The sequence below is a fragment of the Sphingomonas phyllosphaerae genome (assembly GCF_029623345.1).
GTDB classification, from domain to species: domain Bacteria; phylum Pseudomonadota; class Alphaproteobacteria; order Sphingomonadales; family Sphingomonadaceae; genus Sphingomonas; species Sphingomonas phyllosphaerae_C.
Genome location: NZ_JAPYKH010000007.1, coordinates 214682 through 239952 on the forward strand (window position 1 = coordinate 214682; position 25271 = coordinate 239952).

Here is a 25271-nt window from a genome sequence, read left to right on the forward strand (position 1 = left end):
GATGCTGGAACAGCCTGGGAGGATGACGATGCGACGGACGATCACGGGTGCGGCGCGGTGGGCGCCGCTCGCGGCGCTGCTGCTGACGGGCGCGGCGCGGGCCGAGCCGGTGCTCTACCGCGGCTTCACGCTGATCGACGGCACCGGCGCGGCGCCGCGCGCGGGGCAGGCGATGCTGGTCGACGACGCGCGGATCCGCTGGGTCGGCGCGCAGCGCAAGGCACCGCAGCGGCGCGGCGTGCGCACCGTCGACCTCGGCGGCAAGTATCTGATGCCTGGTATCATCGACCTGCACATCCACATCGGCACGGTGCGCGATCTCGTCCAGAAGGCCGACTATTTCACGCCCGAGTCGGTGCGACGCGACCTGCGCACCTATGCCGCCTTCGGGGTGACGACAGTGCAGTCGATGGGCACCGACAAGGACAGCGTGCTCGCCATCCGCGACGCCGGCCGGGGCGGCCCCCAGACGATGGCGCGGCTGCTGACCGCGGGGCAGGGGCTGGTGTTCAAGGGCGGCTATGGCGGCGTGCCGGGGATCAACCATCCCGTCGCCACGCCCGAGGAGGCCGCCGCCGAGGTCGACACGCAGGCGCGCAAGGGCGTCGACTACATCAAGCTGTGGATGGACGACGAACTCGGCGCCATGCCGAAGATGCCCTATGCGATCAGCAAGGCGATCATCGACGCCGGCCACCGCCGCGGCAAGCGCGTGCTCGCCCACGTCTTCTATCTCGCCGACGCCAAGATGCTGGTGGCGCAGGGGATCGACGGTTTCATGCACAGCGTCCGCGACAAGCCCGTCGATGCCGAGCTGATCGGCGCGATGAAGGCGCGCGGCGTGTGGCAGGGTGCCGGGACGTTGAGCCGCGAGGCCGCGGTCTATGCCTTCGCCGCGGACAATCCGCGCACGCGCGACCCGTTCTTCCGCCAGGCCGCCGATCCCGCCACGATCGCCGGGCTGGAGAGCCCCGAGCGCGAGAAGTCGATCGCATCGAGCCGCATCTATCCCGCGCTGCCCCGGATCGACGAGCAGGCGCGCGACAATGAGATGGCGTTGGCGCGCGCGGGCGTGCGCTACGGCTTCGGCACCGACGCGGGGCCGCCGGGGCGGCTGCCGGGCTATTCGGAACATTGGGAGCTGGAGCAGCTGGTGAAGGCGGGCTTCACCCCGGCGCAGGCGATCCACGCCGCGACCGGCCGCTCGGCGGAGTGGCTCGGCACGGGCGACCGCGGCGTGATCGCCCCCGGCCGCCTCGCCGATTTCGTCGTGCTCGACGCCGATCCGACGCGCGACGTCCGCAACAGCCGCCGCATCGCCGCGGTCTATGTCGGCGGCAGCAAGGTGCCGTCGGTCCGATGAGCGGGGTGCCGCTCGCCGCGGCGCCGGCGCCGGCGAGCTCCACCGCGGCGATGCGTCCGACGCGGGTGCGCCACGTCGTGCTGTGGCTCACCGTGCTGGCCTATATGATCACCTATATGGACCGCGTGGTCATCTCGGTGACCGGGCCGATGATCCAGCAGGAATATGGCATCGGCGACCGCGCCTGGGGCTGGGTGCTGGGCGTGTTCCAGATCGGCTACGCGCTGTTCCAGATCCCCGGCGGCTGGCTCGGCGATCGCTTCGGCCCGCGCCGCGTGCTCACCGCGGTGGTGGTATGGTGGTCGAGCTTCACCGCGCTGACGACCGCGACGTGGAGCATGGGCTCGCTGATCGCGTGTCGCTTCCTGTTCGGCTGCGGCGAGGCGGGCGCCTTTCCCAATGCGACGCGCTCGCTCAGCCGCTGGATGCTGCCGTCGGAGCGCGGCTTCGCGCAGGGCGTGACGCACGCGGGCGCGCGGCTCGGCGCGGCGCTGACGCCGCTGCTGGTGGTATGGCTGATGATCCACTTCGGCTGGCGCGCGCCGTTCCTGATCTTCGCCGGGCTGGGGCTGGTCTGGGCCGCGGTGTGGTTCGGCTATTACCGCGACCGGCCGCAGGATCACGCCGGCACCAACGCGGCCGAGCGCGAGATGATCGCGGCGGCGCTGGCGCCGCAGACCGCGGCGGGGGCGACGGCGCGGGTGCCGTGGCGGCGCATCCTGGCGCAGCCGCAGCTCTGGCTGATCTCGGCGATGTATTTCTGCTACGCCTATTCGATCAACATCTTCCTGACGTGGTTCCCCAAGTATCTCGGCGAGGTGCGCGATTTTGAGCTGGCGCGGATGGGGCTGTTCGCCAGCCTGCCGCTGATGGCGGGCGTGATCGGCGACGTGGCGGGGGGCTGGGTGTCGGACCGCCTGCTGCGACGCACCGGGCGCGTCACCTCGGCGCGGCGCGCGGTCGCGGTGGTGGGCTTCGCGCTCGCCGCGGTGGCGATCCCGGCCGGCGTGCTGAGCGCCTCGCCGCTGGTGAGCGTCGCCTGGTTCGCGCTCGCGGTGTTCGGTCTCGAGCTGACGGTCGGTGTCTCCTGGGCGCTGACGCTCGACGTGGGCGGGGTCTATGCCGGATCGGTGTCCGCGGTGATGAACACGTTCGGCAACATCGGCGGCGCGCTCGCGGCGGTGATCACCGGCTATATCCTCCACTGGAGCGGGTGGAACGCGGCCATGTACGTGCTCGCCGCGCTGTCGGCGCTGGGCGGGCTGCTGTTCCTGCGGATCGACGCGTCGCGGCTGCTCTATCGCGACGCCGGCTGAATCCGCGCGGCGGGGGCGTCACTCGGCGCCGGGCGCGCTCTTATACGCGCGCGACCGCTGCTCGCGCCGGGCGCGCTTGCGCGCTTCCTGGATGCTGGCGGCGCCATTGTCGAAATGCGCTTCCATCAGCCGCGCGATCGCGCCGGCGTCGCGCGCGCGAAAGGCGCGCTCGATCTCGACATGCTCCTGGAAGGCCTCGGCCCAGCGCGCATGATCGAGCGTGCTGACGTGGCGCGCGCGCTCGGCCCGCGGCAGCAGCAGCCGCCACGCCAACACCAAAGAGATATTGCCCGAGGACTCGACGATATGCTCGTGGATCAGCCGGTTGGCCTCGAGATAGCGCGGCCGATCCCGCACCTCGAAATAATGCGCCAGATCGCCGTGCAGCTCGGCCAGCACCTCCATGTCCTCGGGCCGCATCCGCTCGCACGCGAGCCGCGCCGCGAGCGACTCGAGCGCGCCGAGCACGCTGAACACGTCGGAGGCGGCCTGTTCGTCGAGCTGGCTGACCTGCACCGTCCGGTTGGGCAGCAGCGTCACCAACCCTTCCGCCGCCAGCGTCCGCAATGCCTCGCGAACCGGCGTGCGCGACGTGCCGAACTGCTCGCTGAGCGCGACCTCGCGCAGCGGTTCGCCCGGAGCGAGCTCGCCGGAGAGGATCATCCGGCGCAGCAGCGTGACCGCCTCTTGATGTCGGTCGCCCTTGCGGGCAGGCGCACGGACGTCGACGGGAGGAGCCTCGGCGGACATTGCATGCTCATAGCCGAACGTGTCGACAACGGCAAACCGGCGGCGATCGGCAAGCATGGACGACTGATCGACGTGCGCCCGCTCGTCGTCGCGCCGCTCGAGCCCGCGACTGTCGACGGATCCGCCCACATACAGCGTCGGTTCAGTGGCATGAAGGCAGGAACGACGTCATGACTGACCCAGACCGTATCGCTGGCCGCGACGTGGCCGAGGACATGGCCGCGCTGTTCGGGCCGGGCATCCGACCCACGGCCGCGCCCCCGCCACGGCCGTTGCCCGTGCGGTCCGGACGGCGGGGGCGCTCGCTCGCGCTCGGTGCGGCCGGGCTGGCCGTGGCGGTGACCGCCGGGGTGCTCGCCGGCACCAGCGCGGTCGGGCCGGTGGTGCCGCCGCACGGCGCCACCGCGCCGGTGCGCGCCACCGCGCGCGCCCTTCCGACGCCGGGAACGCCCGCGCCGGTGCTGTCGGTCGCCCCGCCCGCGACCGCGCTCGCCGCCGCGCCCGAGCCGGTGCCGTCCTTCGTCGACCCCGTACGCGCCGTGGCGCCGGCCCCCACGCGATATGCCGCCGCTCCGACCGCGGGACCACCCAAGGTGCCGCCCGCTCCGTCGCGCTACACCGCTCCGCCGCGAAGCGCCGCGCCGACGCGCTTCGCCGCGGCGCCGCGCTCGCCCGCGGCGCCGAGCGTGCGGCCAGTGGCGCTGCGCGGCGAGCGCTGCCTCGACGATCGCTATTGCGCGGCTGAGCGGCTCTACGACGCCGACGGCGAGGTCGCCGCAGCCTACAACGAGGCGACGCAAGCGGGGGTGAGCGCGCGGCTGCTGCGCGACTATCGCGGCGAATGGCTGCGCGCGCGCCGCGTCGGGCGCGACCGGCCGCGCGAGGCGTTGCGCGTCTACGGCATGGTCGCCGCCGACCTCCGCATGCTCGCCACCGACCCGGGCGAGGACCTGCGCGGGGACGAGCGGAGCACGTGGCGCTGATCACGCTGCGCCACGAGCGCCACGCCGCCTCCGCGGGGGCGCGCGCCGGCGACCGGCCGCTCTACGCGATCGGCGACGTGCACGGCTGCTACGACCATCTCCACGCTCTGCTCGCCTGGGTGGCGAGCGACGCCGCCGAGCGCTCCCCCGGCGTCGCCCCGGTGCTGGTGCTGCTGGGCGACTATGTCGACCGCGGTCCCGACTCGGCCAAGGTGCTCGCCGCGCTGGCGTGGCTGGCGCGCTCCAGCGCGATCACCGCGCGGCTGCTCGAGGGCAACCACGAGGCGATGTTCCGCTTGTTCATGGAGCGGCCCGCGGCGCACGGCCAATGGCTGCGCTACGGCGGCTCGGAGACGCTGCGCTCCTACGGCATTGCGCCCCCGGAGGAAGAGGTGCCCGACGCCGCCGCGCTCACCGCGCTGCGTGATCGCCTGTTCGACGTCATGCCGGTGGCGCATTTCCGCCTGCTCGAGCGGCTCGAGCCGATGGTGCGCGTCGGCGACTATACCTTCGTTCACGCCGGCGTGCGGCCGGGCGTGTCGCTGCGCGCGCAGCAGCGCGACGACCTGCTGTGGATCCGCGACGATTTCCTCGAACATCCGCGTCCCGCCGAGACGATCGTGGTGCACGGTCATACCTGGGCGAGCGAGCGGCCGGTGCTGCTGCCGCACCGGATCGGGCTCGACACCGGCGCTTATGAGACCGGCGTGCTCTCCGCGCTGCGGATCGACCGGGACGGGCTGGCGGTCGTCCAGGCGGTCGCCGCCGGCTAGACAGGTCGGTCGCGACCGCCTTGTGCGCCGGCGCACGCCGAAGCTGAGGGCCGCGGGGGAGTCGCCGGGGGCCCCGGACACCTGCTCCCGCAGGAGCACGCTGCCCCTACAATAAAGCCAGTGGGGCTTCTAAGCCGCTGGTGCGCGCGGACGCTTTGCCTTGACGCGCCGCGACCCCGCGGGGCATCAGCCGGCATGGATTCCGCCACCCCCGCCGACCCGCACCAGATGAAGCGCCGCGGCGTGCTGTTCGTCCTCTCCTCGCCCTCGGGCGCGGGCAAGTCGACGATCGCGCGGATGTTGCTGGCGAGCGAGTCCGAGCTGTCACTGTCGGTGTCCGCCACCACGCGCGCGATGCGGCGCGGCGAGCAGGACGGGCGCGACTATCATTTCGTCTCGCTCGACCGCTTCCGGGAGATGGCGTCGAACCACGAGTTCCTCGAGTGGGCGCACGTGTTCGACCAGCGCTACGGCACGCCGCGCGCGCCGGTCGAGGCGATGCTGGCGGCGGGCAAGGACGTGCTGTTCGACATCGACTGGCAGGGTGCGCAGCAGCTCCACCAGATCGCGGGCGGCGACGTGGTGCGCGTGTTCATCCTGCCGCCGTCGATGGAGGAGCTGCGCCGCCGGCTCGAGGGTCGCGCCACCGACGCGCAGGAAATCATCGACCGGCGCATGGCACGCGCCGACGCCGAGATCAGCCACTGGGACGGCTACGACTATGTCCTCGTCAACGACGAGGTCGAGAGCTGCTTCGCCAAGGTCAAGACGATCCTCGCGGCGGAGCGGCTCAAGCGCTCGCGCCAGACCGGGCTGATCGGCTTCATCCGCAAGCTGCGCACGCCGGCGGGGTGAGGGGGGCGGGCGGCGCGCGATAGCGTGTCCGCGGTGAAACGGCCGTGCTCCCGCGCACGCAGGAGCACCAGAGTCGCGGGCGCCACCCTCGTTGCTTTGGGCTCGAGCGTGCGCCGGAGCACGATGCGATTTTCGGACGACGGCTTCTACAGCGCCGCCAGGAACGCCACGCCCGCGTCATAGTCGCGCCGGCGCGCCGCGGTCGCCGCGGCGGCGAGTGGGTCGTCGCCCCAGTGCTCGGCCTGCCAGCGCTCGTCGAGCGTGGCCGCGTCCCACAGCGTCTCGGCCGACACTGCGCCCTCCGCGAGCGCGAGCGCGCCTACCAACGTGCCCGTCACGGTCACCAGCGGCGACAGCGCGGCGAGCGCGAAGGCGTCGCGGCTCGCCACCGCCTCGCCGAGCCGCGCCAGCGTCTCCGCGGGCTGGGCGCGGTGCATCACGCCAGCGACCAGTTCGAAATGCACGTCATAGCGGTCGCGCGCCCAGGCGAGCAGCGGGTCCCAGGCGGCGGCCTGGCGCTCGACCAGCGCGGCAGGGGTATCGGCGCGATAGCAGAGCAGGTCGCTCTCGGCGTAGCGCGCAAGGCCCGCAGCGAAGTCGGCACGCGCGGGTGCGATCCGGTCGATCGCGGCGTTGGCGAGCCCGGTCAGCGGCATCGCGCGCGGGTCGAGCGTCTCGCCCACCGCGCGCCACTCGTCCGCCACCAGCGCCGCCAGCGCGGCGCTCGGCAGCGCCAGCGGCACGCGCCCGGGGGTGCGCACCGGCCGCTCGTCGAGCCGGACGACGCGCTCGGCGTCGACCACCACCTCGCGCCAGAAGCGCCTCATCGCTCGCTCCGCCACCGCGCCGCCAGTGCGCGCGGCACCGTCGCCATCACCCACAGCGCCGACAGCACGATCGCCACGCCGAGCAGCCGCGGCGCCAGCGTCTCGGCGCGGCCGAGCAGCACCACGCCGAGGATCGCGCCGAAGCTCGTCGCCAGCCGCACGCCCGCGATGGCGAACCAGCGCGCGAAGGCGGGGTCGCTCGGCGCGCTCACGCGCAGCACCCGGCGAGCTCGTCGCAGCGCCGCGCCACCGCGTCGGCGCCTGCCGCCCACAGCGCCTCCTCGCGATGATAGCCCCAGGTGACGCCGATCGCGCGCACGCCCGCGGCACGGGCCATCGCCATGTCGAAGCTGGTGTCGCCGATCATCACCGTCATATGGGGCGCCGCCCCGGCCTGCGCCATCGCTGCAAGGAGCATCGAGGGGTGCGGCTTGGACGGGTGACGGTCGGCGGTTTGCAGCGTGACGAACCGCTCGGTCAGGCCATGGTGCGCGAGCAGCAGCGCGAGGCCGCGATCGGACTTGCCGGTGGCGACGCCGAGCCGCCAGTCCGCGCTCGCGAGCGTGTCGAGCGCGTCGACCAGCCCGTGATACAGCGGCTCGGGATCGAGCGCCGCCTCGGCGCGCATGCGCTGAAAGGCGACCTTATAGTCCTCGGCGAGCGCCGCGTGCCGCGCCGGGCCGGCCGCGGGCGCGAGCACCGCCATCGCCTCGATCAGGCTGAGCCCGACGATGCCGCGGATCGATTCGCGCGCGGGCGCGGGCAGGCCGGCGCCGGCGAAGGCGGCCTCCATCGCGCGGCAGATATTGGCCTGGCTGTCGACGAGCGTGCCGTCGCAGTCGAATACGGCGAGACGTGGGGGCATGAGCGCGCTTAGGCCGGGCGTGCCGCAAGCGCCAGCCCGTTTCATGCTGCGGCGCAGCGGCGAGGCGTGCGCGGGTCGCGGCGGGGCGCTCGTTAACCTCTTCGTAGGTGGGAACGAATATGGTTAAGCCGTGGCGGGCGTTGGGGGCGGCCGCGTGGATCACCAATCACGAGGGTGTGGGAATGCTGGAAGCCGTTGCACTGACCTATGGCATGCTGCTGAGCTTCGTGCTCTCGGGCGCGTCGCAGAACCGCAAGCTGGCGCGGCCGAACCCGGCGGTGCTGAACTATGTCGGTTATGTCCTGTTCGGCGCGACCTGCGCGCTGAGCGCCGCTCTGTCGGTCTACGCCGCCTGGGGGCTGGCGACCGGGCAGACGCTCTCGGTTTGACGCCACCGCTCAGAACGCGCTCGGGTGTGCGGTGGCCGGGGTTGAAGTCCGGACAAGGCGTTTGTCGCAAAACTGGGCGGATGATCTTCTCGTCGATGCCGCGCGGCGATTGCCCTCCCCTTTTCTGAAGGGGAGGAGCTTTCCCTCGCGTGCTAGCAAGCCTCCTGTCCCGACGCGTAGGAGAGATGACCCGGAACGGAGAAAAGCTGGCCCTGCTGCCCAGTAAATCCAAGTAGTCGCTGGCCTTCTCAAAGTTCTCGCAAGCGTCACAGAAAATCTATCTTCGGTCATCCCGCGTGATTCTTATCATCGGCGCGGGAGAGGGCGTTCAGTCCCTGTCGGCGATCCTCGTCGCGCGCGAGCGATCGTCCGCGAGATCGAGGAGTCGCTGCGATGTCTTTCTATTCTTCACTCGGTGCCGCCCCGATCGGGTCGCGGCGACGCTGGCTGGCGCTGCTGCTCGCCGGCGTGGCGCCGCTGCTGCCCGCGCCCGTCGCGGCGCAGGATGCCGAGGCGCTGCGTCAGCGCAACGCGGCGCTCCCGGATCAGGTGACGCAGCTTCGCGCGGCGCTCGCCCGCGCCGGCGTCGCGGCACCGGACGCGCCCGCGCTACCCGCGGCGAGCCCCGCACCCGCCGCCACGACGGGCGACGATCGCGGTGACCGCGGGCTCGACGACGCGATCACCGTCACCGCAGTGCGGCTCAAGGACGCGCCGCGCTCCACCTCGGCGGTCACGGGAGAGGAGCTGGAGAAGTTCCAGGTCAACAACTTCCGCGACATCGTCAACCGCATCGGCAACGTGCGCACGTCGTGGAACAACCCCAACACCGCGTCGATCTTCATCCGCGGCGTCGGCTGGGCCGCGGGCGCGGGCGTGCTCGAACCCAGCGTCGGCGTGGCGGTGGACGATGTCAGCCACGGCATCAGCGCGATGTCGGCGCTGAGCAACTATCTCGATGTCGAGACGGTCGAGGTGGTGCGCGGCCCGACCGGCAGCGACGGGCTGCGCGCGACCAACGCGGGTCGGGTCGTGATCCGCACGCGCAAGCCGAGCTTCACCCCCGAGGCGGAGGCCGCGGTCACCGTCGGGCAGCGCAACACCCTGGTCGCCACCGCGGTGCTGGGCGGACCGATCGTCGACGACCTGCTGGCCTATCGCGTCTCGATCAACCGCGAGCAGGCGGACGGTCCCTATAAGAACCGCAACGACACGCACTTCACGTGGCGCAACACCGACCGCACCAGCGTGCGCGCGCAGCTGTTGGTCACGCCCTCACCCGCGATCGAGGCGCGGCTGATCGCCGACATCACCCCCACCAACCGCGAGATCTGCGAGAATTGCTTCGCCTTCAACCTGGTGTCGCCGCCGACCTATGACTGGATCGATCCCGCCACGGGGCGGCTCGCCGCGGTGAATTACGCCAACGAGGACACCGGCCATCTCGAGCGCCGCTGGTTCCGCCAGCGCAGCGACTATTCGGTGCGCGATTTCACCGCCAAGGCGATCAACACGATCGGCGAATATCCCAACACCTACGCCACCAAGGGCGCCTCGGGCGACATTCGGCTGACGCTCGCGCCCGACACGGTGCTGCGCTCGATCACGGCGTGGCGCGACTATTCCTTCTCGCAGGGCGCCGGCTCGCACACCCAGTTCGAGTGGCTGCGCGCGCCGCGCGGCACGCAGACCTCGTTCGAACAGTGGAGCCAGGAGCTGCGGCTCGACGCGCGGCCGCTCACGAGCCTGCGCTATCGCGGCGGCCTGTTCGCCTATCGCGGGCTGTTCCCCAACTACAGCCAGACCGAACGCTACGGCTCCGACGCGGGCGCCTGGTACGCCAGTCCCGCGCAATACGCGCTGCTCGATCCCGTCGATCCGGCGCTGCCCGACGCGGTCGACCCGGCCGGGCGCGGGCTGCTGCTTAACGCCGCCGACGCGCTGATCACCAAGCGGCAGGAGCGCTACCTCAACCGCACGCTCGCGGCCTATTCGCATCTTAGCTGGGACGCGACGGCGCGGCTCACGCTCGACGCCGGCGCGCGGCTGTCGCGCGAGACGCGGCACAGCCGTGCGCGCAGCTTCATCCAGTCCGAGGGGTTCGCCGCCGAGCTCGACCCCGCGCGCGTCAACGACGTGGCGCTCGGCGGCTTCGACAGCGACGCGCACGGCGCGCTGACCGCCGGCAACGACGCCGCGCAGTGCGCGCTCGCCGACCGCACCGCGCAGAAATATTTCCACGTCGCCTCCTACGCCGAGCTGAGCGACGTGCAGCGCGCGCAGCTCGGCGCCGCCAAGGGGATCCGCGCCGCGCGGCTGGGCGCGCTCTATCGCCGCAGCGAGGCCGCGCCGTATCGCGGCACGCTCGTCACCGGCGATCTGGCGGCGAGCTACAAGCTCAGCGCCGAGCACACGATCGTGGCCTCCTACCGCCACGGCGAGAAGCCGGGCGTGGCGCAGATCGTCGGCGCGAGCGCGGCGGGCGGCACCTCGCTGCCGGTCGCGGCCGAGCGGGTCGACGCCTATGAGCTGGGCGTGCGCACGATCGCGCTCGCGCACAAGCTCCAGGCCAGCGCCACCGGCTTCCGCGAGGCGTTCGCGGACTACATCCAGCCGACCTTCGTCTACGATCCGGTGCAGAGCGCGCTCAACGGCGACGGTCATCCGGCCTATCGCGCCGCGCTGGGCAACGTGCCGCGCGTGCGCAGCCAGGGGGTTGAGCTGGACGTGGCGCTGTTCGCCATCCCCTATACGACGCTGCGGTTCGCCGGCGCCTATACCGACGCGCGCTACCGTTCGTTCCCGCGCGCGCCCGTTCCCGGCGAGCTGGGCGGGGACAATCCCGCCGGCCCTTATCGCGACGCCAGCGGCAGCGCGCTGCCGGGGGCGCCGCGGTGGAGCGGTAACCTGTTCGGCGACTGGTCCTATCCGGTCGCGCCGGGGCGCGTGCTCCACGTCGACGTGAACCATAACTTCCAGAGCGGCTATTTCGCCGATACGACCTTGTCGCGCTACACCAGGACGCACGCCTGGGGGATCACCGACGTCTCGGCCGGGCTTGGCCTGGGCGAGGGTCGCTTCGACGTCGCGCTGCTGGTGCGCAACCTGTTCGACGTCGACAACAGCCTGCAACCGTCGTGGAACCAGTATAAGCCCGGCATTCCGCGCTGGATCGGGGTGCAGCTGCGCGGGTCGCTGTGAGCGAGCGCCGCGCCGATCCCCGGTTGACTCCGGCCGCCGCGCGGCCGTTCCTCGCGCGGTGAGGCGTGGTGCGCGAGCGGAGGCGGAATGGACGAGCGGGTGACGATCGCGCTGGAGGACGGCGTCGCCGACGTGCGGCTCGCGCGCGCCGACAAGATGAACGCGCTCGACCCGGCGATGTTCGCCGCGCTGGCGGCGGCGATCGACCGGCTCGCCGGCGCACCCGGGTTGCGCGCGGTGGTGCTCTCCGGCGAGGGGCGCGGCTTCTGCGCCGGGCTCGACATGGCGGCGATGGCGGCGGGGGGCTCGGGGCTTGCGCTCGGCGAGCGCACGCACGGCGCGAGCAACGACGTGCAATATGTCTGCACCGGCTGGCGCACGCTGCCGGTGCCGGTGATCGCCGCTGCGCACGGCGTCGCCTTCGGCGGCGGCTGCCAGCTGCTCGCCGGCGCCGACGTGCGCGTCGCGCATCCTGAGACGCGGCTGGCGATCCGCGAGGTGCATTGGGGGCTGGTGCCCGACATGGGCGGCTATGCCCTGTGGCGCGGCAGCGTGCGCGACGATGTGCTGCGCGAGCTGGTCTATACCGCGCGCGAGCTCGACGCCGCCGAGGCGCAGGCGTGCGGGCTGCTCACTTATCTGGACGAGGCACCGCGCGAGCGCGCGCTGGCGATCGCGCGGGCCATCGCGGCGCGCAGCCCCGACGCGGTGCGCGCCGCCAAGCGGCTGTTCGCGCTCGCCGCCGACGCCGACGCGCCCGCCCTTCTCGCCGCCGAGAGCGCGGAGCAGCTCGCGCTGCTGCGCTCGCCCAACCAGGCGGAGGCAGTGCGCGCCAACCTGGAGAAGCGGCCGCCGCGGTTCAGCGACGCCGGGTGACGAGTCCGCCGCCTGGGCCTCACCATCATCCTGAACTCGTCTCAGGATCCACTGTCCGGCAGGCGCAGCGGCATCCGGCTACGCGGCACCATGGATCCTGAAACGAGGTCAGGATGACGCCGTGGAGTGGCAAAAGGAACGTTCAACTCCCCCACCCCGCAACCTCCCATCGCCCCGCCGCGGGACGCGCGCAACACCATGAACGCCTCGTTGTTCCCGGTTCATGCAACCGCGCTACAAGCGACACGTTACGTCCCCAACATGAATTTCGAACGGGAGAAAGAAGTCATGCGTAAGCTGATGCTGGCCTTCGGTGCCGCCGCGATGGTCGCGCCGACGCTCGTCGCCACCACCGTCGATGCCGACGCGCAGCGCCGGTACAAGTATCGCGAGTGGCGCGGCAACGACGGTCGTCTGCGCTGCCGCAAGCCGGACGGCACCACCGGCCTCGTGGTCGGGGCGGTGGCGGGCGGTTTGCTCGGTCGCACCATCGACTCGCGCGGTGACCGCACGCTCGGCACCGTGCTGGGCGGCGTCGGCGGCGCGCTCGCCGGTCGCGAGATCGAGCGCAGCGGCAAGCGCCAGTGCCGCTGAAGCGGAGCCGCGATTGAGCCTTTCGGCCTGACCGACGTTAGAGGGGCGCGGTCCGCGAGTGCGGGCCGCGCCTTTTCTCTTATGGTCCCAACGGGAGAGTGACTCATGCCCACGCGCGGTGGTTCGGCACGCTACGAAGGTCTCGGCAAGGGGGGGAAGGGCTGGACCTCGACCCAGTCCAAGGCGCTCGACGAGCAGCCCTATGGCTTCGGCACGCGCTTCGGCGACGAGCCCGGCACCAATCCCGAGGAGCTGATCGCAGCGGCGCACGCCAGCTGCTTCACCATGGCGCTGAGCTTCGCGCTCGCCGGCGCCGGCTACAACGACGGCACGCTCGAGACGAGCGCGCGAGTCACGGTCGACAAGGACGGCGACGGCTTCACCATCACCTCGTCCAAGCTCGACCTCACCGCCAAGATCCCCGGCATCGCGCCCGACGAGTTCGAGCGGATCGCCGAGGACGCCAAAGCGAACTGCCCGGTCTCCAAAGTGTTGAACGCGGAAGTGACGCTGACGCACAAGTTGGAGTCGTAAGTGTCTCTGAAGTGAACAAGAGGTAGTTTCCCGTTCACGCAACCGGAGGCGCGGCGGCGCCGTTGGTACGGCATCACTCTGTAGGGAGATCAGTGATGCGTATCATCCTCGCCGCCGCGCTCGCCGCCACCACCTTGGCCAGCGTCCCCGCCACGGCCGCGCCGCAGGACCCGCGCCGCGCCAACCGCGAGTATCGCGACGACGTGCGCGACGCGCGCCAGGAATATCGCGAGGATCTGCGCGGCGCCGACTCGCGCCGCGACGTGCGCGACGCGCGCCGCGAGTATCGCGACAATGTCCGCGACGCGCGGCGTGACCGCAACGAGCGGGTGCGCGACTGGCGCCGCTCGGCGCGCTACGACTATAACCGGTACGAGCCGGGGCAGCGCGCTTATTATGCCGACCGTTATTACCGCGACGGCCGCTACTATCGCGCCCGCGCACTGAACCGCAACGACCGCATCTACCGCGGCTCGGACAACCGTTATTACTGCCGCCGCAACGACGGCACGACCGGGCTGATCGTCGGCGGTCTCGCCGGCGGCGCGCTCGGCAACATCATCGCCGGCGGCGGCTCGCGCCTGCTCGGCACCGTGATCGGGGCGGGCGGCGGCGCGCTGCTCGGCCAGCAGGTCGATCGCGGCCAGGTGGTTTGCCGCTGAGGCTGCTCGACGTCAGTGATGCGTAGGAGCGGGCCCCGGCAGCGATGCCGGGGCCCGTCTCGCGTCAGATGAAGCCGCCGCCGAGCATCAGCCGCAGCCCGAAGATCAGGATGAGCACGAGGTTGAGGTTGCGCCCGGTGTTGCGCGACGACAGCGCGCCGACCGCAGCGCCGACCACCGCGATCGGTATGACGAACCAATAGCCCCAGGCGAGGAACGGCAGGAACGGCACGATGCCGAGCAGCAGCGCGACGAGGCCGATCAGGATCGAGAACAGGTTGAGCATGCGCGCAAGATGGCGGCCAGCGAGGTGTATTGCAAGGGTGAGACGGCGGTAGGCGTGCCCGCGGCGCGAGGCGCACGGTCGGGCGTTTGTCGCACGCTTAATGCCATGACTCTCGTAAACCCCAGCCGTCCGACCGTCATCCCTGCGGAGGCGGGAATGACGGTAGTGGGTGGGGCTGGTCGGGTGCGCCTCAGCTTCGGTCCTCGTTTGTGGCAACAAACGTCACCTCCATCCGTCGACCGTCGAGCAATTTACTGCCACGTCGCCATTGTCCGCCGCCGACGCTTCGCCCGTTTGCACCTCCGACGCCACGTCGCCGTCGTGTCGCTCCGTGCGCCGCGATCACCCCTGCCGTCATCCACTGCACGCCCACCGATTTCCTTCGGCGGCGAAAGAGACTAGGGCGGCGCGATGAACTCCCTCTTTCTCGTGATGGCGGGCGGCGCGGTCGGTACGGCCGGGCGCTACCTGACTGGGCGCGCGATGACCGCCGCGCTCGGACCCGACTGGCCCTGGGGCACGCTGACCGTCAACCTGGTCGGCGGGCTGCTGATGGGGCTGCTCGTCGGCGCACTCGCGCGCAGCGGCGGCAGTGAGAGCTGGCGGCTGCTGCTCGGCGTCGGCGTGCTCGGCGGCTTCACCACCTTCTCCGCCTTCGCGCTCGACGCCGCGACGATGATCGAGCGCGGCGCCGCGCTCGGCGCGCTCGGCTATGTGCTGGTCTCGGTGGTCGGCGCGATCGCGGCGGTGTTCGCCGGGCTCGCGCTGGTGCGGGTGGCGGCATGAGCGGCGAGGGCGTCCGCCAGTTCACCGTCGCGCTCGACGATGACGGGATCCGCGTCGACCGCTGGTGCAAGCGCCACCTCGACGGCACCAGCTTCACCACCGTCGCCAAATGGGCGCGCACCGGCCAGCTGCGGCTCGACGGCGCGCGCGTCGGCCCGGGCGACCGCGTCCAGGCCGGGCAGGTGGTGCGCGTGCCGCCACCCGAGCCGGTCCGCGTCGACGCCAAGCCCGAGCGCCAGCGCGCCCCGCTCAGCGACGACGAGATCGCCTTCGCGCGCGAGCTGGTGATCCACCGCGACGCGCAGGCGTTGGTGCTCAACAAGCCTCCCGGCCTCGCCACGCAGGGCGGCACCAAGACCACCGCGCACGTCGACGGGCTGCTCGACGCCTTGCAGGACGAGTCGCAAGGCCGGCCCAAACTGGTCCACCGGCTCGACAAGGACACGTCGGGCGCATTGCTGGTGGCGCGCACGTCGCGCGCGGCGGCCTTCTTCGCCAAGGCCTTCTCCGGGCGTACCGCGAAAAAGGTCTATTGGGCGCTGATCGTCGACGTCCCGTCGATCGACGACGGTATGATCGAGCTGCCGATCGCCAAGCAGCCCGGCACCGGCGGCGAGAAGATGCACGTCGACGAGGCCGAGGGACAGGCGGCGCGGACGCGCTACCGTGTGATCGAGCGCGCCGGCAACCGCACCGCTTGGGTCGAGCTGCAACCGTTGACGGGGCGAACGCACCAGCTGCGCGTCCACATGGCGGCGATCGGCCACCCGATCGTCGGCGACGGCAAATACGGCGGCCCGGCGGCGTTCCTCACCGGCGGGATCAGCCGCAAGATGCACCTCCACGCGCGCCGCATCCGCGTCGACCATCCCGACGGCGGCGAGATCGACGTCACCGCCGAACTGCCGTCGCACTTTTCCGAGAGTCTCGCCTCTCTGGGGTTCGAGGCGATGGCGGGCGACATGATGCCGCTCGACGAGCGCGCGCCGCCGACGCGCGAGGAGAAGAAGGCGCGCGCGCGGGCGCATGCCAAGACGGTGCGCAAGGAGCGCCGCGGCGAACGGCGCTCGCGCGCGGGCGGCGAGGGCAAAAGCGGCGAGGGCAGGGGCGGCGAGGGTAGGGGCGGCGGCCGGCGCGGGTGAGGGGGAAGTCACAACGGTGTTCTGATTTCGGCGAGCCCCCCTTCCCTGGAGGGGAGGGCTGCATCTACTACGCCCCCCGTTGCACCGCGCCGCCGCGCGTGTAGACGCTGGGCCATGGACCTCGACCCGGCCGCCGCGCTCAAGGCGCTCCAGAGCCGCAACTTCGGCGGGCACAGCGCGCGGCTGGGCATCCGCTACCACGATCGCGGGCCCGACTGGGTCGAGCTCGCGCTGCCCTTCTCGCCCGACCTGATCGGCGACGAGGACAGCGGCGTGCTCGCCTCGGGGCCGATCATCGCGCTGATGGACGTGGCGACCAGCATCGCGGTGTGGCAGCGCATCGCCGCCTTCGCGCCGCACGCCACGCTCGACCTGCGCATCGACTATCTCCGCCCGGCGCGCCCCGGCCAGACCGTGATCGGGCGCGCCGAGTGCCTCCGCGTGGCGCGCTCGATCGCCTTCACGCGCGGCATCGCGCACGACGGCGATCTCGCCGACCCGGTGGCGCATGTCGCCGCCACCTTCATGGTGCCGAGCGGCACCTATCCCAAAGTGGCGCCGTGAGGCTCCCGCCCTATGCCGAGCTGCTCGGCGCGACGCTCGAGGTCGGCGACGACGGCGCGCCGCTGATCGTCATGCCGTTCGGCGAGGATGTCGTCGGCCGGCCCGGCTTCCTCCAGGGTGGGGCGATTTCGGGACTGCTCGAGGTCGCCGCCATCGCCGCGCTGCGCCACGCGCTGGCGGAGGAGGGCGGCGCGCGCGTCAAGCCGATCAACGTCACGGTCGACTTCATGCGCGGCGGACGCGATCACGTCACCCGCGCCGCGGGTACGATCACGCGGCTGGGCACGCGCGTCGCCAACGTCGAGGCGGTCGCGTGGCAGGACGATCGCGCCCGCCCGATCGCGGCGGCGCGGATGAATTATCTGATCGAGCGCGACTGAGGTCCGGCGCGTGACTCCGCCGCTCGAGCCAACGGTGCTGCTGCCGGCCTTCGCGCCCTATCTCGACGTGGCCGGGATCGCGGTGTTCGCCGCCTCGGGCGCGCTGGCCGCGGCGCGGCGCGCGCAGACGCCGGTGACGCTGGCCTTCTTCGCGCTGATCACCGGCGTCGGCGGGGGCACGGTGCGCGACCTGCTGATCGGCGCGCCGGTCTTCTGGGTGCATGATGCGCGGGTCGCCGCGGTATGTCTGGTGATGGCGGCGGTGATCTGGGCGACGCCCGAACGCTGGTGGCGCGGCGCCGCGCTCGACTGGTTCGACGCGGTCGGGCTCGCCGCTTATGCGGTGTACGGTGCGGCCAAGGCGCTGGGCTATGGCGTGCCGCCGGTGCCCGCCGCGCTGATGGGGGTGGTGACCGGCTGCGTCGGCGGCATCATCCGCGACGTGCTCGCGGGCGAGCCGTCGATCCTGATGCGCCCGGAGCTGTACGTCACCGCCGCGGCGCTGGCGGCGGGGCTGCATGTCGCGCTGCGCCAGCTCGGCGTGCCGCCGGTGGTGGCGGCGAGCGTCGCGGCGAGCGCGGGCTTCGCGCTGCGCGCCGCCGCGATCCGCTGGAAGCTGGCGCTGCCGGCCTACGGGGAGCGGGAGTAGATCCTCGCCGCGAGCGGGGAGGTTCTTGGTTTCCCCCGCGGGTGAGGAGGACCTAGAGGAAGCTCACGCCCCCGCCTGTCCGCCCACCAGCCAGCTCACGTCCTGCGCGGGCAGGCGCTCCTGCCGGCCCGAGATCGACTTGAGCCGCACCCGATCGAGCAGCGTCACGCGCTGGCGGTGGCGCGCGATCAGCCCGGTGTCGACCAGCTGGCGGAAGATGCGATTGACGTGCACCGCGGTGATCCCGAGGTGATCGCCGATCTGCTCCTGCGTCACCGGCAGCTCGAACTCGCTCACCTCGCCGCCGCCCAGTGCGCCGAGCCGCTCGGTCAGGTCGAGCAGCAGCGCCGCGACGCGCGCCAGCGCGGGGGTGCGGCCGACCGCGGCGAGCCGGTCCATCAGCGCCACGCGCTCGCGCTGGACGCTCAGCAGCATCGCCGCGGCAAAGTGCGGCGAGTGCTGGAACAGATCGCCGAACGCGGCGAGCGGTACGCGGCTCACGCTCGCGGGCGTCAGCGCCGTCAGCGTGTCGGCGGTGCGCTCGAGGCACATGCTGGGCGTGCCGAGCAGGTCGCCGGGCAGGTGGAACTTGGTGATCTGGCGGTCGCCGCCCGGCAGCAGCACCGAGGAGGCGACCCAGCCGTCGAGCAGCAGGTAGATATAGCGCGGCGACTCCCCTTCGCGGCGCAGTACCGCGTGGCGCGCCAGACGCATCGGCGGCTCACCCATCGTCTGGATCCGCTCGAGATCGCCGCTCGGCAGGACGATCGACTCATTGAACCGGTGGAGAGGCAGGCTGTGGAGCACGTACAATTCCCGCGTAGACCAATCGTTACGCTAGCCGGTTCTTATCGGCCAAGACTCTGACGCACTTTATAAAGGTTCCGAATTTTCATGGGTGGCCGCGCGGCTTCCCCGCCGCCGTCGCACGCTCTAACGTCCCGGCCGAAAGGGGAATCTCCACACAATGTCCCAGCGCGCTCTCACCGCCGTCGCCCTCTGCCTCGCCGCCGCCCAGCTCTCGGCCCCGCTTGCGGCACAGGTGAGCCCGCCGCCCAACGACCCGCCGGTGGCGCAGACCCAGGCGCCCGAGGACCAAGCGACCGCGCCGCTGCCCGACCAGGCCGGTCCGCTGCCGCCGCCGCGACCGACGGCGGGCGCCACCGCGGGCGAGAAGGCCAAGCCCGCCAAGTGGGACGTCAACGCGCCGCGCGGCCTGCGCACGCGCGAGGTGCGGATCGCCACCGACGAGGGCAGCTGGATGAACCTCGACGTCTCGCCCGACGGCCAGACGATCGCCTTCGACCTGCTCGGCGACATCTACACCATGCCGATGACGGGCGGCACGCCGACGCGGGTCGCCGCGGGGCTCGCGTTCGAGCACCAGCCGCGCTTCTCGCCCGACGGGCGCCGCATCGCCTTCACCTCGGACCGCGGCGGCGGCGACAATATCTGGGTGATGAACCTGGACGGCAGCGACAAGCGCCAGGTCACCAAGGAGGACTTCCGGCTGCTCAACCAGCCGACGTGGAGCCCCGACGGGCGCTTCATCGTCGCCAAGAAGCATTTCACCACCGGCCGCTCGCTCGGCACCGGCGAGGTGTGGCTCTACCACGTCTCGGGCGGCGGCGGGGTGCAGCTGGTCAAGCGCGCCAGCGAGGTGCTGCAGAAGGAGCTGGGCGAGCCGATCTACGCGCCCGACGGCAAGAGCGTCTATTACACGCGCAACGTCTCGCCCGGCCCGATCTTCGAGTATGCGCAGAACTCGCGCACCGACCTGTTCGACATCGAGCGCTACGACCTCGACAGCGGCGAGGTGACGACGGTCGTCTCGGGCGCGGGCGGCGCGGTGCGGCCGACGCCGTCGCGCGACGGCAAGCGCATCGCCTTCGTGCGCCGCGACGACAATGTCTCGACCTTGTGGGTCAAGGATCTCGCCAGCGGTGAAGAGCGCAAGGTCTACGGCCCGCTCGACCGCGACGTGCAGGAGACCTGGGCGGTCACCGGCGTCTACCCCAACATGGCCTGGACGTCGCGCGACGAGGCGATCGTCTTCTGGGCCGGCGGCAAGCTCCGCCGCGTGCCCGCTGACGGCGGCGCGGCGAGCGTGATCCCGTTTCGCGTCGACGACACGCGCGTGGTGGTCGACTCGGTCCACCCGCAGATCGAGGTCGCGCCGGCGCGCTTCGCCACCAAGATGCCGCGCTGGGCCGAGGTCTCACCCGATGGCCGCCAGGTGGTGTTCGAAACGCTGGGCAAGCTCTGGGTCAAGCCGCTCGCGGGCGGCGCGCCGAAGCGGCTGACGCGCGGCGATGACGGGTTCGAGCTGTTCCCGAGCTGGTCGCGCGATGGCAGGCAGGTCGTCTTCGTCGGCTGGCGCGACGACACGCTCGGCCAGATCCGTACCGTCGCCGCGGGCGGCGGCACGGCGCGCACCGTCACCAATGCGGCGGGCACCTACCGCCGCCCGCGCTTCTCGCCCGACGGCAAGACGATCGTGTTCGAGCAGGGCCAGGGCGGCGAGCTCACCTCGCCGCGGGGCAATCCCGGCAGCGGCGTGTACCGCGTCGCGGCGAGCGGGGGCGCGCCCGAGCGGGTGGCGCGCGACGCCGCCGAGCCGCAGTTCGGCGCGAGCGATGACCGCGTCTTCATGATCGCCAACGACGGCGGCAAGCGCCAGCTCGTCAGCACCGATCTCACCGGCGAGAACAAGCGCGTCCATGCCGCGGGCGAGCTGGTCAACGACTATCAGGTCTCGCCCGCGGGCGACTACGTCGCCTTCCGGCAGAATTACGAGGCCTTCGTGATGCCGCTGCTGCCCGGCAAGCAGGCGGTCGACGTCGACATGAAGGGCAGCGCGCTGCCGGCGACGCGGGTCAGCGCGGACGGCGCCGACTTCATCCACTGGTCCAACGGCGGCGAGCAGATCCACTGGAGCGCGGGGCCGATGCTCTACACCGCGCAGACCGCGCAGCTGTTCCGCGCCGCGCCGGCGGAGGAGGGCGCCAAGGGAGCGTCCTTCACCCCGCCGCGCACCGGCGTGTCGCTGTCGATGGAGGTGGACGCCGCCAAACCGACCGGCACGGTGGCGCTCACCGGCGCGCGCGTCGTCACCATGGCGGCGGCGGACGGCGGCATCGTCGACGACGCCACCGTGCTGATCCGCGGCGACCGCATCGTCGCGGTCGGCCCGCGCGCGTCCGTCCCGATCCCCGCGGGAGCGAAGACGATCGACGTCAGCGGCAAGACGATCATCCCCGGGCTGGTCGACGCGCATGCGCACGGCCCGCAGGGCGACGACGAGCTGGTCCCGCAGCAGAACTGGTCGGCGATGGCCAATCTCGCGCTCGGCACGACGACGATCCACGATCCGTCGTCGCGCTCGGCCGAGATCTTCCCCGCCGCCGAGATGCAGCAGGCCGGGCTGGTGCTCGCGCCGCGCACCTTCTCCACCGGCGAGGTGATCTACGGTGCCAAGTCGCCCGACGTCTACGCGCAGATCGACGATTATGACGACGCGCTGGCGGTGGTGCGCCGGCTCAAGGCGGTCGGCGCGCACAGCGTCAAGAACTACAACCAGCCGCGCCGCGAGCAGCGCCAGATGGTGGTCGCCGCCGCGCAGGCCGAGAACATGGAGGTGGTGCCCGAAGGCGGCTCGCTGTTCACGCTCGACATGACGCTGGTGCAGGACGGCAATGCGACCGTCGAGCACAACGTTCCGCTCGAGACCTTCTACGGCGACGTGGTGCAGCTCTGGTCGCAGACCAAAGTAGGCTACACGCCGACGCTGGTGGTGGCCTATGGCGGGCCGGCGGCCGACCCGTACTGGCGCGCGCACATGGATGTGTGGCGGCATCCCTTGCTGTCGCGTCACGCGCCGCCGGCGCTGCTCGCGGCGCAGAACGCGCGGCGCGTGATCGCGCCCGAGAGCGACTACGTCGACGGCGTCACCGCTCGCGAGGCCAGGAAGCTCGCGGACAAGGGCGTGCTCGTCGCGATCGGCGCGCACGGCCAGCAGCCCGGGCTGGGCGCGCATTGGGAGCTGTGGAGCTTCGTGCGCGGCGGCATGACCCCGCTGGAGGCGCTGCGCGCCGGCACGATCGCCTCGGCGACGTCGCTCGGCTACGCCAAGGACGTCGGCTCGCTCGAGCCGGGCAAGCTCGCCGATCTGGTGGTGCTCGACGCCGATCCCACCGCGGACATCCGCAACAGCGACAAGGTGGCGCAGGTGATGCTCGGCGGCCGGCTGTATGACGCCGCGACGCTCAACGAGGTCGCCACCGGAACGCGCAAGCGGCAGCCGTACTGGTGGGAGCGCGCGGGCGACGCCAGCGGCGCGGCGGGGCGGCCGACGATCGGGCACGGCTTCGGCGACGTGGACTGAGCGAGGCGGCGCGGTCTCTCAGGCGCACGCGTCGACTCACTTCCGTCCTCCCGGACCAAGTCCGGGATGACGGAAGAAGAGGTCACCTGGTTCTTCGCCTGCGAGCGACAGCACCGCTGACTGGCGCATCGCGCTGCGCTATGTCACGGCGCGCGCATGGAAGACTATGACGCGATCGTGCTCGGCGCGGGCGGCGCCGGGCTGATGGCGGCGGCGGTGGCGGGGCAGCGCGGCCGCCGCGTCGTCGCGCTCGACCACGCCGACGCGCCGGGCAAGAAGATCCTGATCTCCGGCGGCGGCCGCTGCAACTTCACCAACCTGCATGCCACTGCCGACCGCTATCTCTCCGCCAACCCGCATTTCGCCAAATCCGCGCTGGGGCGCTACACCGCGCAGGACTTCCTCGCGCTGGTCGAGCGCCACGGCATCACTTGGCACGAGAAGACGCTGGGTCAGCTGTTCTGCGACGGCAGCGCGCGCCAGATCGTCGAGTTGCTGCTCGGCGAGTGCGAGGCGGGTGGTGTCACAGTGCGGCTCGGCGCTCCGCTCGGTGCGATCGGGCACGCCGACGCGCGCTTCACCGTCGCGCACGGGGCGCGGACCTATCGCGCGCCGGCGCTGGTGATGGCGACGGGAGGCCCGTCGATCCCCAAGCTCGGCGCCACCGGTATCGCCTATGACATCGCGCGTCGCTTCGGGCTCAAGGTGGTCGAGCCGCGCCCCGCGTTGGTGCCGCTGACGCTGCCCGGCAGCGAGGCGCTGTTCCGCGCGCTGTCGGGCGTCGCCGCCGCGGTGGAGGCGCGCGTCGGCAAGGCGCGGTTCGCGGAGGCGGCACTGTTCACGCATCGCGGGCTGTCGGGGCCGGCGATCCTCCAGGTGTCGAGCTATTGGCGCCGCGGCGAAGACGTGGCGATCGACTTCCGCCCCGATGCCGCGCCGGGCTGGCTGGTCGAGGCCAAGCGCGCGCGCCCGCGCGCCACGCTGGCGGGCGCGCTGGGCCTGCCCGCGCGGCTCGCCGAGGTGCTGGCGGAGCGACTCGGGCTGGGTGAGCTGGGCGCGGCAAGCGACCGCGCGCTGGCGGAGGCGGAGCGGCGGCTGGCGGACTGGCGCTTCCACCCCGACGGCAGCGAAGGTTTTGCCAAGGCCGAGGTCACCGTCGGCGGCATTTCCACCGCCGAGCTGTCGTCGAAGACGATGGAGGCGCGGCGCGTGCCGGGGCTCTACGCGATCGGCGAGGCCGTCGACGTGACCGGCTGGCTCGGCGGGTATAACTTTCAATGGGCGTGGGCGAGCGGTTATGCCGCCGGGCAGGCGGTGTGAGGGAAGGGGGCGTCGGCGCCCCACCACATTCGTCAACCCCCGGAGGCGGGGACCCAGACACGCTGAGGGCGCGGCTCGGTCGCGAAGGCTGCGTCAAGCGGCCACGGTGGTGCCGCGGATGCGCCGCTGACTCGCGGGCGCTTGCGGGTCTGGATCCCCGCCTGCGCGGGGATGACGCATTAGAAGAGCACCCTTACGCCGCCAGACGCAGCTCCAGCCGGTCCCAGATCTCGACCAGCGCGGCGGTCAACTCGCGCATCATCGCCTCGTTGTGCGCCGGGCCGGGCGTGAAGCGCAGCCGCTCGGTGCCGCGCGGCACCGTCGGATAGTTGATCGGCTGCACGTACACGCCGTACTCGGCGAGCAGAATGTCGCTGATCTTCTTGGCCTTTACCGGATCGCCCACCATCACCGGCACGATGTGCGTCTCGCCCAGCATCACCGGCAGCCCGGCGTCGCGCAGCATCGCCTTGAGCGTCGCCGCCGCGGCCTGCTGCCCGTCGCGCTCGGCGCTCGACGCCTTGAGATGACGCACGCTCGCCAGCACGCCCGCGACCAGCACCGGCGACAGCGAGGTGGTGAAGATGAAGCCCGGCGCGTAGCTGCGGATCACGTCGACGATCGTGCGGTCGGCGGCGATATAGCCCCCCATCACCCCGAATGCCTTGCCCAGCGTCCCCTCGATGATCGTCAGCCGCTCGGCCACGCCGTCGCGCTCGCTGATCCCACCGCCGCGCGGGCCGTACATGCCGACCGCATGGACCTCGTCGAGATAGGTCAGCGCGTTATACTTGTCCGCCAGGTCGCAGATCGCACCCACCGGCGCGATGTCGCCCTCCATCGAGTAGACGCTCTCGAACGCGATCAGCTTGGGCGCGGCGGGATCGTCGGCGGCGAGCATTTCCTCGAGATGCGCGAGATCGTTGTGGCGGAACACGCGCTTCTCGCAGCCGGCGTTGCGGATGCCCGCGATCATCGAGGCGTGGTTGAGCTCGTCCGAGTAGATGATGCAGCCGGGCAGCACCTTGGCCAGCGTCGACAGCGTCGCCTCGTTCGAGACATAGCCGCTGGTGAACAGCAGCGCGGCTTCCTTGCCGTGCAGATCGGCGAGCTCGTGCTCGAGGTTGATGTGATAATGGGTGTTGCCGCCGATGTTGCGCGTGCCGCCCGAGCCCGCGCCGACGTCGTGGAGCGCTTCCTCCATCGCCGCGATCACCTTGGGGTGCTGGCCCATCGCGAGATAGTCGTTGGAGCACCAGACGGTGATCGGCTTCGGCCCGTTGTGCCCGGCGAAGCAGCGCGCGTTGGGGAACATGCCCTTGTTGCGCAGGATGTCGATGAAGACGCGGTAACGTCCCTCGGCATGGAGTCGATCGATCGCCTGCGTGAACACGCGCGAGTAGTCGACGCCGCGCGCCTCTCTGCTGTCGCTGATCATGGCGCCCGCGATTACTCCCCTCCGCCCCCGATGGCCAGCGCATAAGGCCGCTATGTCTGATCGAGCGCTTGGACAAATTGTCCCACCCCGGCCGCCGGTCAAGAGGGAAATGGCGGGGCGGCGTGGAGGCGCGGCACGGCGCGGCCGGGCGCGGCGCGGCGCGGCGCCGCCTGGAGTATCGCCCAGCGGTGCGCGTCATGGCGCTCGCTGTCGTTCTCTACTTCGACCTCGTTTCTCTCTCCCCCGCCGCCTCCTCTCTCCGTTGCCTCCTCGCTCCGTCATGCCCAGGCAGGTGGGGATCCAGACACGCTGACGTCGCGGCTCAAGTCGCCGG

The 25271-nt window shown here is 71.7% G+C and carries 25 protein-coding genes; 18 read left to right on the top strand and 7 right to left on the bottom strand.

All coding sequences use genetic code 11. The features are described from left to right. The first annotated feature begins 28 nt into the window (after positions 1 to 28). Complete coding sequence (locus QBJ89_RS09560) at positions 29 to 1363, top strand: amidohydrolase family protein (RefSeq protein WP_277980286.1); 1335 nt, start codon at positions 29 to 31, stop codon at positions 1361 to 1363. Further along, positions 1360 to 2679, top strand: coding sequence for an MFS transporter (locus QBJ89_RS09565; protein ID WP_277980287.1), 1320 nt, complete (start codon positions 1360 to 1362; stop codon positions 2677 to 2679). The genes QBJ89_RS09560 and QBJ89_RS09565 overlap by 4 nt, the downstream gene beginning before the upstream one ends. An 18-nt stretch (positions 2680 to 2697) precedes the next feature. Here QBJ89_RS09565 and QBJ89_RS09570 read toward each other — a convergent pair whose 3' ends face one another. Then, a complete protein-coding gene (locus QBJ89_RS09570; protein WP_277980288.1) occupies positions 2698 to 3558 on the bottom strand; it encodes a GntR family transcriptional regulator in 861 nt (286 codons plus the stop codon). 41 nt (positions 3559 to 3599) lie between these two features. Between QBJ89_RS09570 and QBJ89_RS09575 the strand changes: the two genes are divergently transcribed. The 3 genes from QBJ89_RS09575 (at position 3600) to gmk (ending at position 6040) form a co-directional block, all read left to right on the top strand. Continuing rightward, the gene (locus QBJ89_RS09575) at positions 3600 to 4412 is read left to right on the top strand and encodes a hypothetical protein (protein ID WP_277980289.1); all 813 of its coding nucleotides are present in this window, start codon (positions 3600 to 3602) and stop codon (positions 4410 to 4412) included. After that, entirely contained in the window at positions 4403 to 5185 is a 783-nt protein-coding gene (locus QBJ89_RS09580; RefSeq protein ID WP_277980290.1) for a metallophosphoesterase family protein, read from the top strand. Before QBJ89_RS09575 ends, QBJ89_RS09580 begins: the two co-directional genes overlap by 10 nt. 195 nt (positions 5186 to 5380) lie before the next feature. Beyond that, complete coding sequence (gene gmk, locus QBJ89_RS09585; RefSeq protein WP_277980291.1) at positions 5381 to 6040, top strand: guanylate kinase; 660 nt, start codon at positions 5381 to 5383, stop codon at positions 6038 to 6040. A 146-nt stretch (positions 6041 to 6186) separates the two neighbouring features. Here the strand turns inward: gmk and QBJ89_RS09590 are convergent, their stop codons facing one another. From QBJ89_RS09590 to QBJ89_RS09600, 3 genes are read right to left on the bottom strand one after another with little or no spacing between them, the layout of a single operon-like run. Further along, positions 6187 to 6867, bottom strand: coding sequence for an ATP12 family chaperone protein (locus tag QBJ89_RS09590; RefSeq protein WP_277980292.1), 681 nt, complete (start codon positions 6865 to 6867; stop codon positions 6187 to 6189). Continuing rightward, a complete protein-coding gene (locus tag QBJ89_RS09595; protein ID WP_277980293.1) occupies positions 6864 to 7088 on the bottom strand; it encodes a hypothetical protein in 225 nt (74 codons plus the stop codon). The genes QBJ89_RS09590 and QBJ89_RS09595 overlap by 4 nt, the downstream gene beginning before the upstream one ends. After that, entirely contained in the window at positions 7076 to 7732 is a 657-nt protein-coding gene (locus QBJ89_RS09600) for an HAD-IA family hydrolase (RefSeq protein ID WP_277980294.1), read from the bottom strand. Before QBJ89_RS09600 ends, QBJ89_RS09595 begins: the two co-directional genes overlap by 13 nt. 182 nt (positions 7733 to 7914) lie before the next feature. On the opposite strand from QBJ89_RS09600, the gene QBJ89_RS09605 reads away from it, so the two are divergent. The 6 genes from QBJ89_RS09605 (at position 7915) to QBJ89_RS09630 (ending at position 13988) form a co-directional block, all read left to right on the top strand. Further along, positions 7915 to 8121, top strand: coding sequence for a hypothetical protein (locus QBJ89_RS09605; protein ID WP_277980295.1), 207 nt, complete (start codon positions 7915 to 7917; stop codon positions 8119 to 8121). Positions 8122 to 8514: 393 nt separating this feature from the next. After that, on the top strand, positions 8515 to 11322 hold the full coding sequence (locus tag QBJ89_RS09610; RefSeq protein WP_277980296.1) for a TonB-dependent receptor: 2808 nt from the start codon (positions 8515 to 8517) through the stop codon (positions 11320 to 11322). Between the two features lie 87 nt (positions 11323 to 11409). After that, positions 11410 to 12198 carry a crotonase/enoyl-CoA hydratase family protein gene (locus QBJ89_RS09615; RefSeq protein ID WP_277980297.1) on the top strand — a complete coding sequence of 263 codons (789 nt, stop codon included), beginning with the start codon at positions 11410 to 11412 and terminating at the stop codon, positions 12196 to 12198. A gap of 288 nt (positions 12199 to 12486) precedes the next feature. Beyond that, positions 12487 to 12792 (top strand): glycine zipper 2TM domain-containing protein, encoded by a 306-nt coding sequence (locus QBJ89_RS09620; RefSeq protein ID WP_183921641.1) that lies wholly within the window; start codon positions 12487 to 12489, stop codon positions 12790 to 12792. Positions 12793 to 12897: 105 nt separating this feature from the next. After that, positions 12898 to 13326, top strand: coding sequence for an OsmC family protein (locus QBJ89_RS09625; protein ID WP_277980298.1), 429 nt, complete (start codon positions 12898 to 12900; stop codon positions 13324 to 13326). Between the two features lie 95 nt (positions 13327 to 13421). Then, positions 13422 to 13988, top strand: a complete 567-nt coding sequence (locus QBJ89_RS09630; RefSeq protein WP_277980299.1) for a glycine zipper 2TM domain-containing protein — start codon at positions 13422 to 13424, stop codon at positions 13986 to 13988. Between the two features lie 64 nt (positions 13989 to 14052). On the opposite strand, the gene QBJ89_RS09635 is transcribed toward QBJ89_RS09630, so the two are convergent. After that, positions 14053 to 14274 carry a hypothetical protein gene (locus QBJ89_RS09635; protein ID WP_223013121.1) on the bottom strand — a complete coding sequence of 74 codons (222 nt, stop codon included), beginning with the start codon at positions 14272 to 14274 and terminating at the stop codon, positions 14053 to 14055. A 411-nt stretch (positions 14275 to 14685) separates the two neighbouring features. Here QBJ89_RS09635 and crcB point away from each other — a divergent pair, with 411 nt between their 5' ends. From crcB to QBJ89_RS09660, 5 genes are all read left to right on the top strand, one after another. Then, positions 14686 to 15060, top strand: coding sequence for a fluoride efflux transporter CrcB (crcB, locus tag QBJ89_RS09640; RefSeq protein ID WP_277980300.1), 375 nt, complete (start codon positions 14686 to 14688; stop codon positions 15058 to 15060). Next, a complete protein-coding gene (locus tag QBJ89_RS09645; protein ID WP_277980301.1) occupies positions 15057 to 16202 on the top strand; it encodes an RluA family pseudouridine synthase in 1146 nt (381 codons plus the stop codon). Before crcB ends, QBJ89_RS09645 begins: the two co-directional genes overlap by 4 nt. 114 nt (positions 16203 to 16316) lie before the next feature. Next, entirely contained in the window at positions 16317 to 16766 is a 450-nt protein-coding gene (locus QBJ89_RS09650) for a PaaI family thioesterase (protein WP_183920601.1), read from the top strand. Beyond that, on the top strand, positions 16763 to 17146 hold the full coding sequence (locus QBJ89_RS09655; RefSeq protein WP_277980302.1) for a PaaI family thioesterase: 384 nt from the start codon (positions 16763 to 16765) through the stop codon (positions 17144 to 17146). The genes QBJ89_RS09650 and QBJ89_RS09655 overlap by 4 nt, the downstream gene beginning before the upstream one ends. A 10-nt stretch (positions 17147 to 17156) precedes the next feature. After that, positions 17157 to 17795 (top strand): trimeric intracellular cation channel family protein, encoded by a 639-nt coding sequence (locus tag QBJ89_RS09660; RefSeq protein ID WP_223013128.1) that lies wholly within the window; start codon positions 17157 to 17159, stop codon positions 17793 to 17795. A 63-nt stretch (positions 17796 to 17858) separates the two neighbouring features. On the opposite strand, the gene QBJ89_RS09665 is transcribed toward QBJ89_RS09660, so the two are convergent. Next, positions 17859 to 18602: a Crp/Fnr family transcriptional regulator gene (locus QBJ89_RS09665; protein WP_277980303.1), complete on the bottom strand. Its 744-nt coding sequence runs from the start codon at positions 18600 to 18602 to the stop codon at positions 17859 to 17861. A 160-nt stretch (positions 18603 to 18762) separates the two neighbouring features. On the opposite strand from QBJ89_RS09665, the gene QBJ89_RS09670 reads away from it, so the two are divergent. Together QBJ89_RS09670 and QBJ89_RS09675 are read left to right on the top strand one after the other, a co-directional pair. Further along, positions 18763 to 22179: an amidohydrolase family protein gene (locus tag QBJ89_RS09670; RefSeq protein ID WP_277980304.1), complete on the top strand. Its 3417-nt coding sequence runs from the start codon at positions 18763 to 18765 to the stop codon at positions 22177 to 22179. A gap of 156 nt (positions 22180 to 22335) precedes the next feature. After that, positions 22336 to 23499 (top strand): NAD(P)/FAD-dependent oxidoreductase, encoded by a 1164-nt coding sequence (locus QBJ89_RS09675; RefSeq protein WP_277980305.1) that lies wholly within the window; start codon positions 22336 to 22338, stop codon positions 23497 to 23499. Between the two features lie 193 nt (positions 23500 to 23692). On the opposite strand, the gene hemA is transcribed toward QBJ89_RS09675, so the two are convergent. Next, the gene (gene hemA / locus QBJ89_RS09680; protein WP_277980306.1) at positions 23693 to 24937 is read right to left on the bottom strand and encodes a 5-aminolevulinate synthase; all 1245 of its coding nucleotides are present in this window, start codon (positions 24935 to 24937) and stop codon (positions 23693 to 23695) included. Positions 24938 to 25271 lie beyond the last annotated feature (334 nt).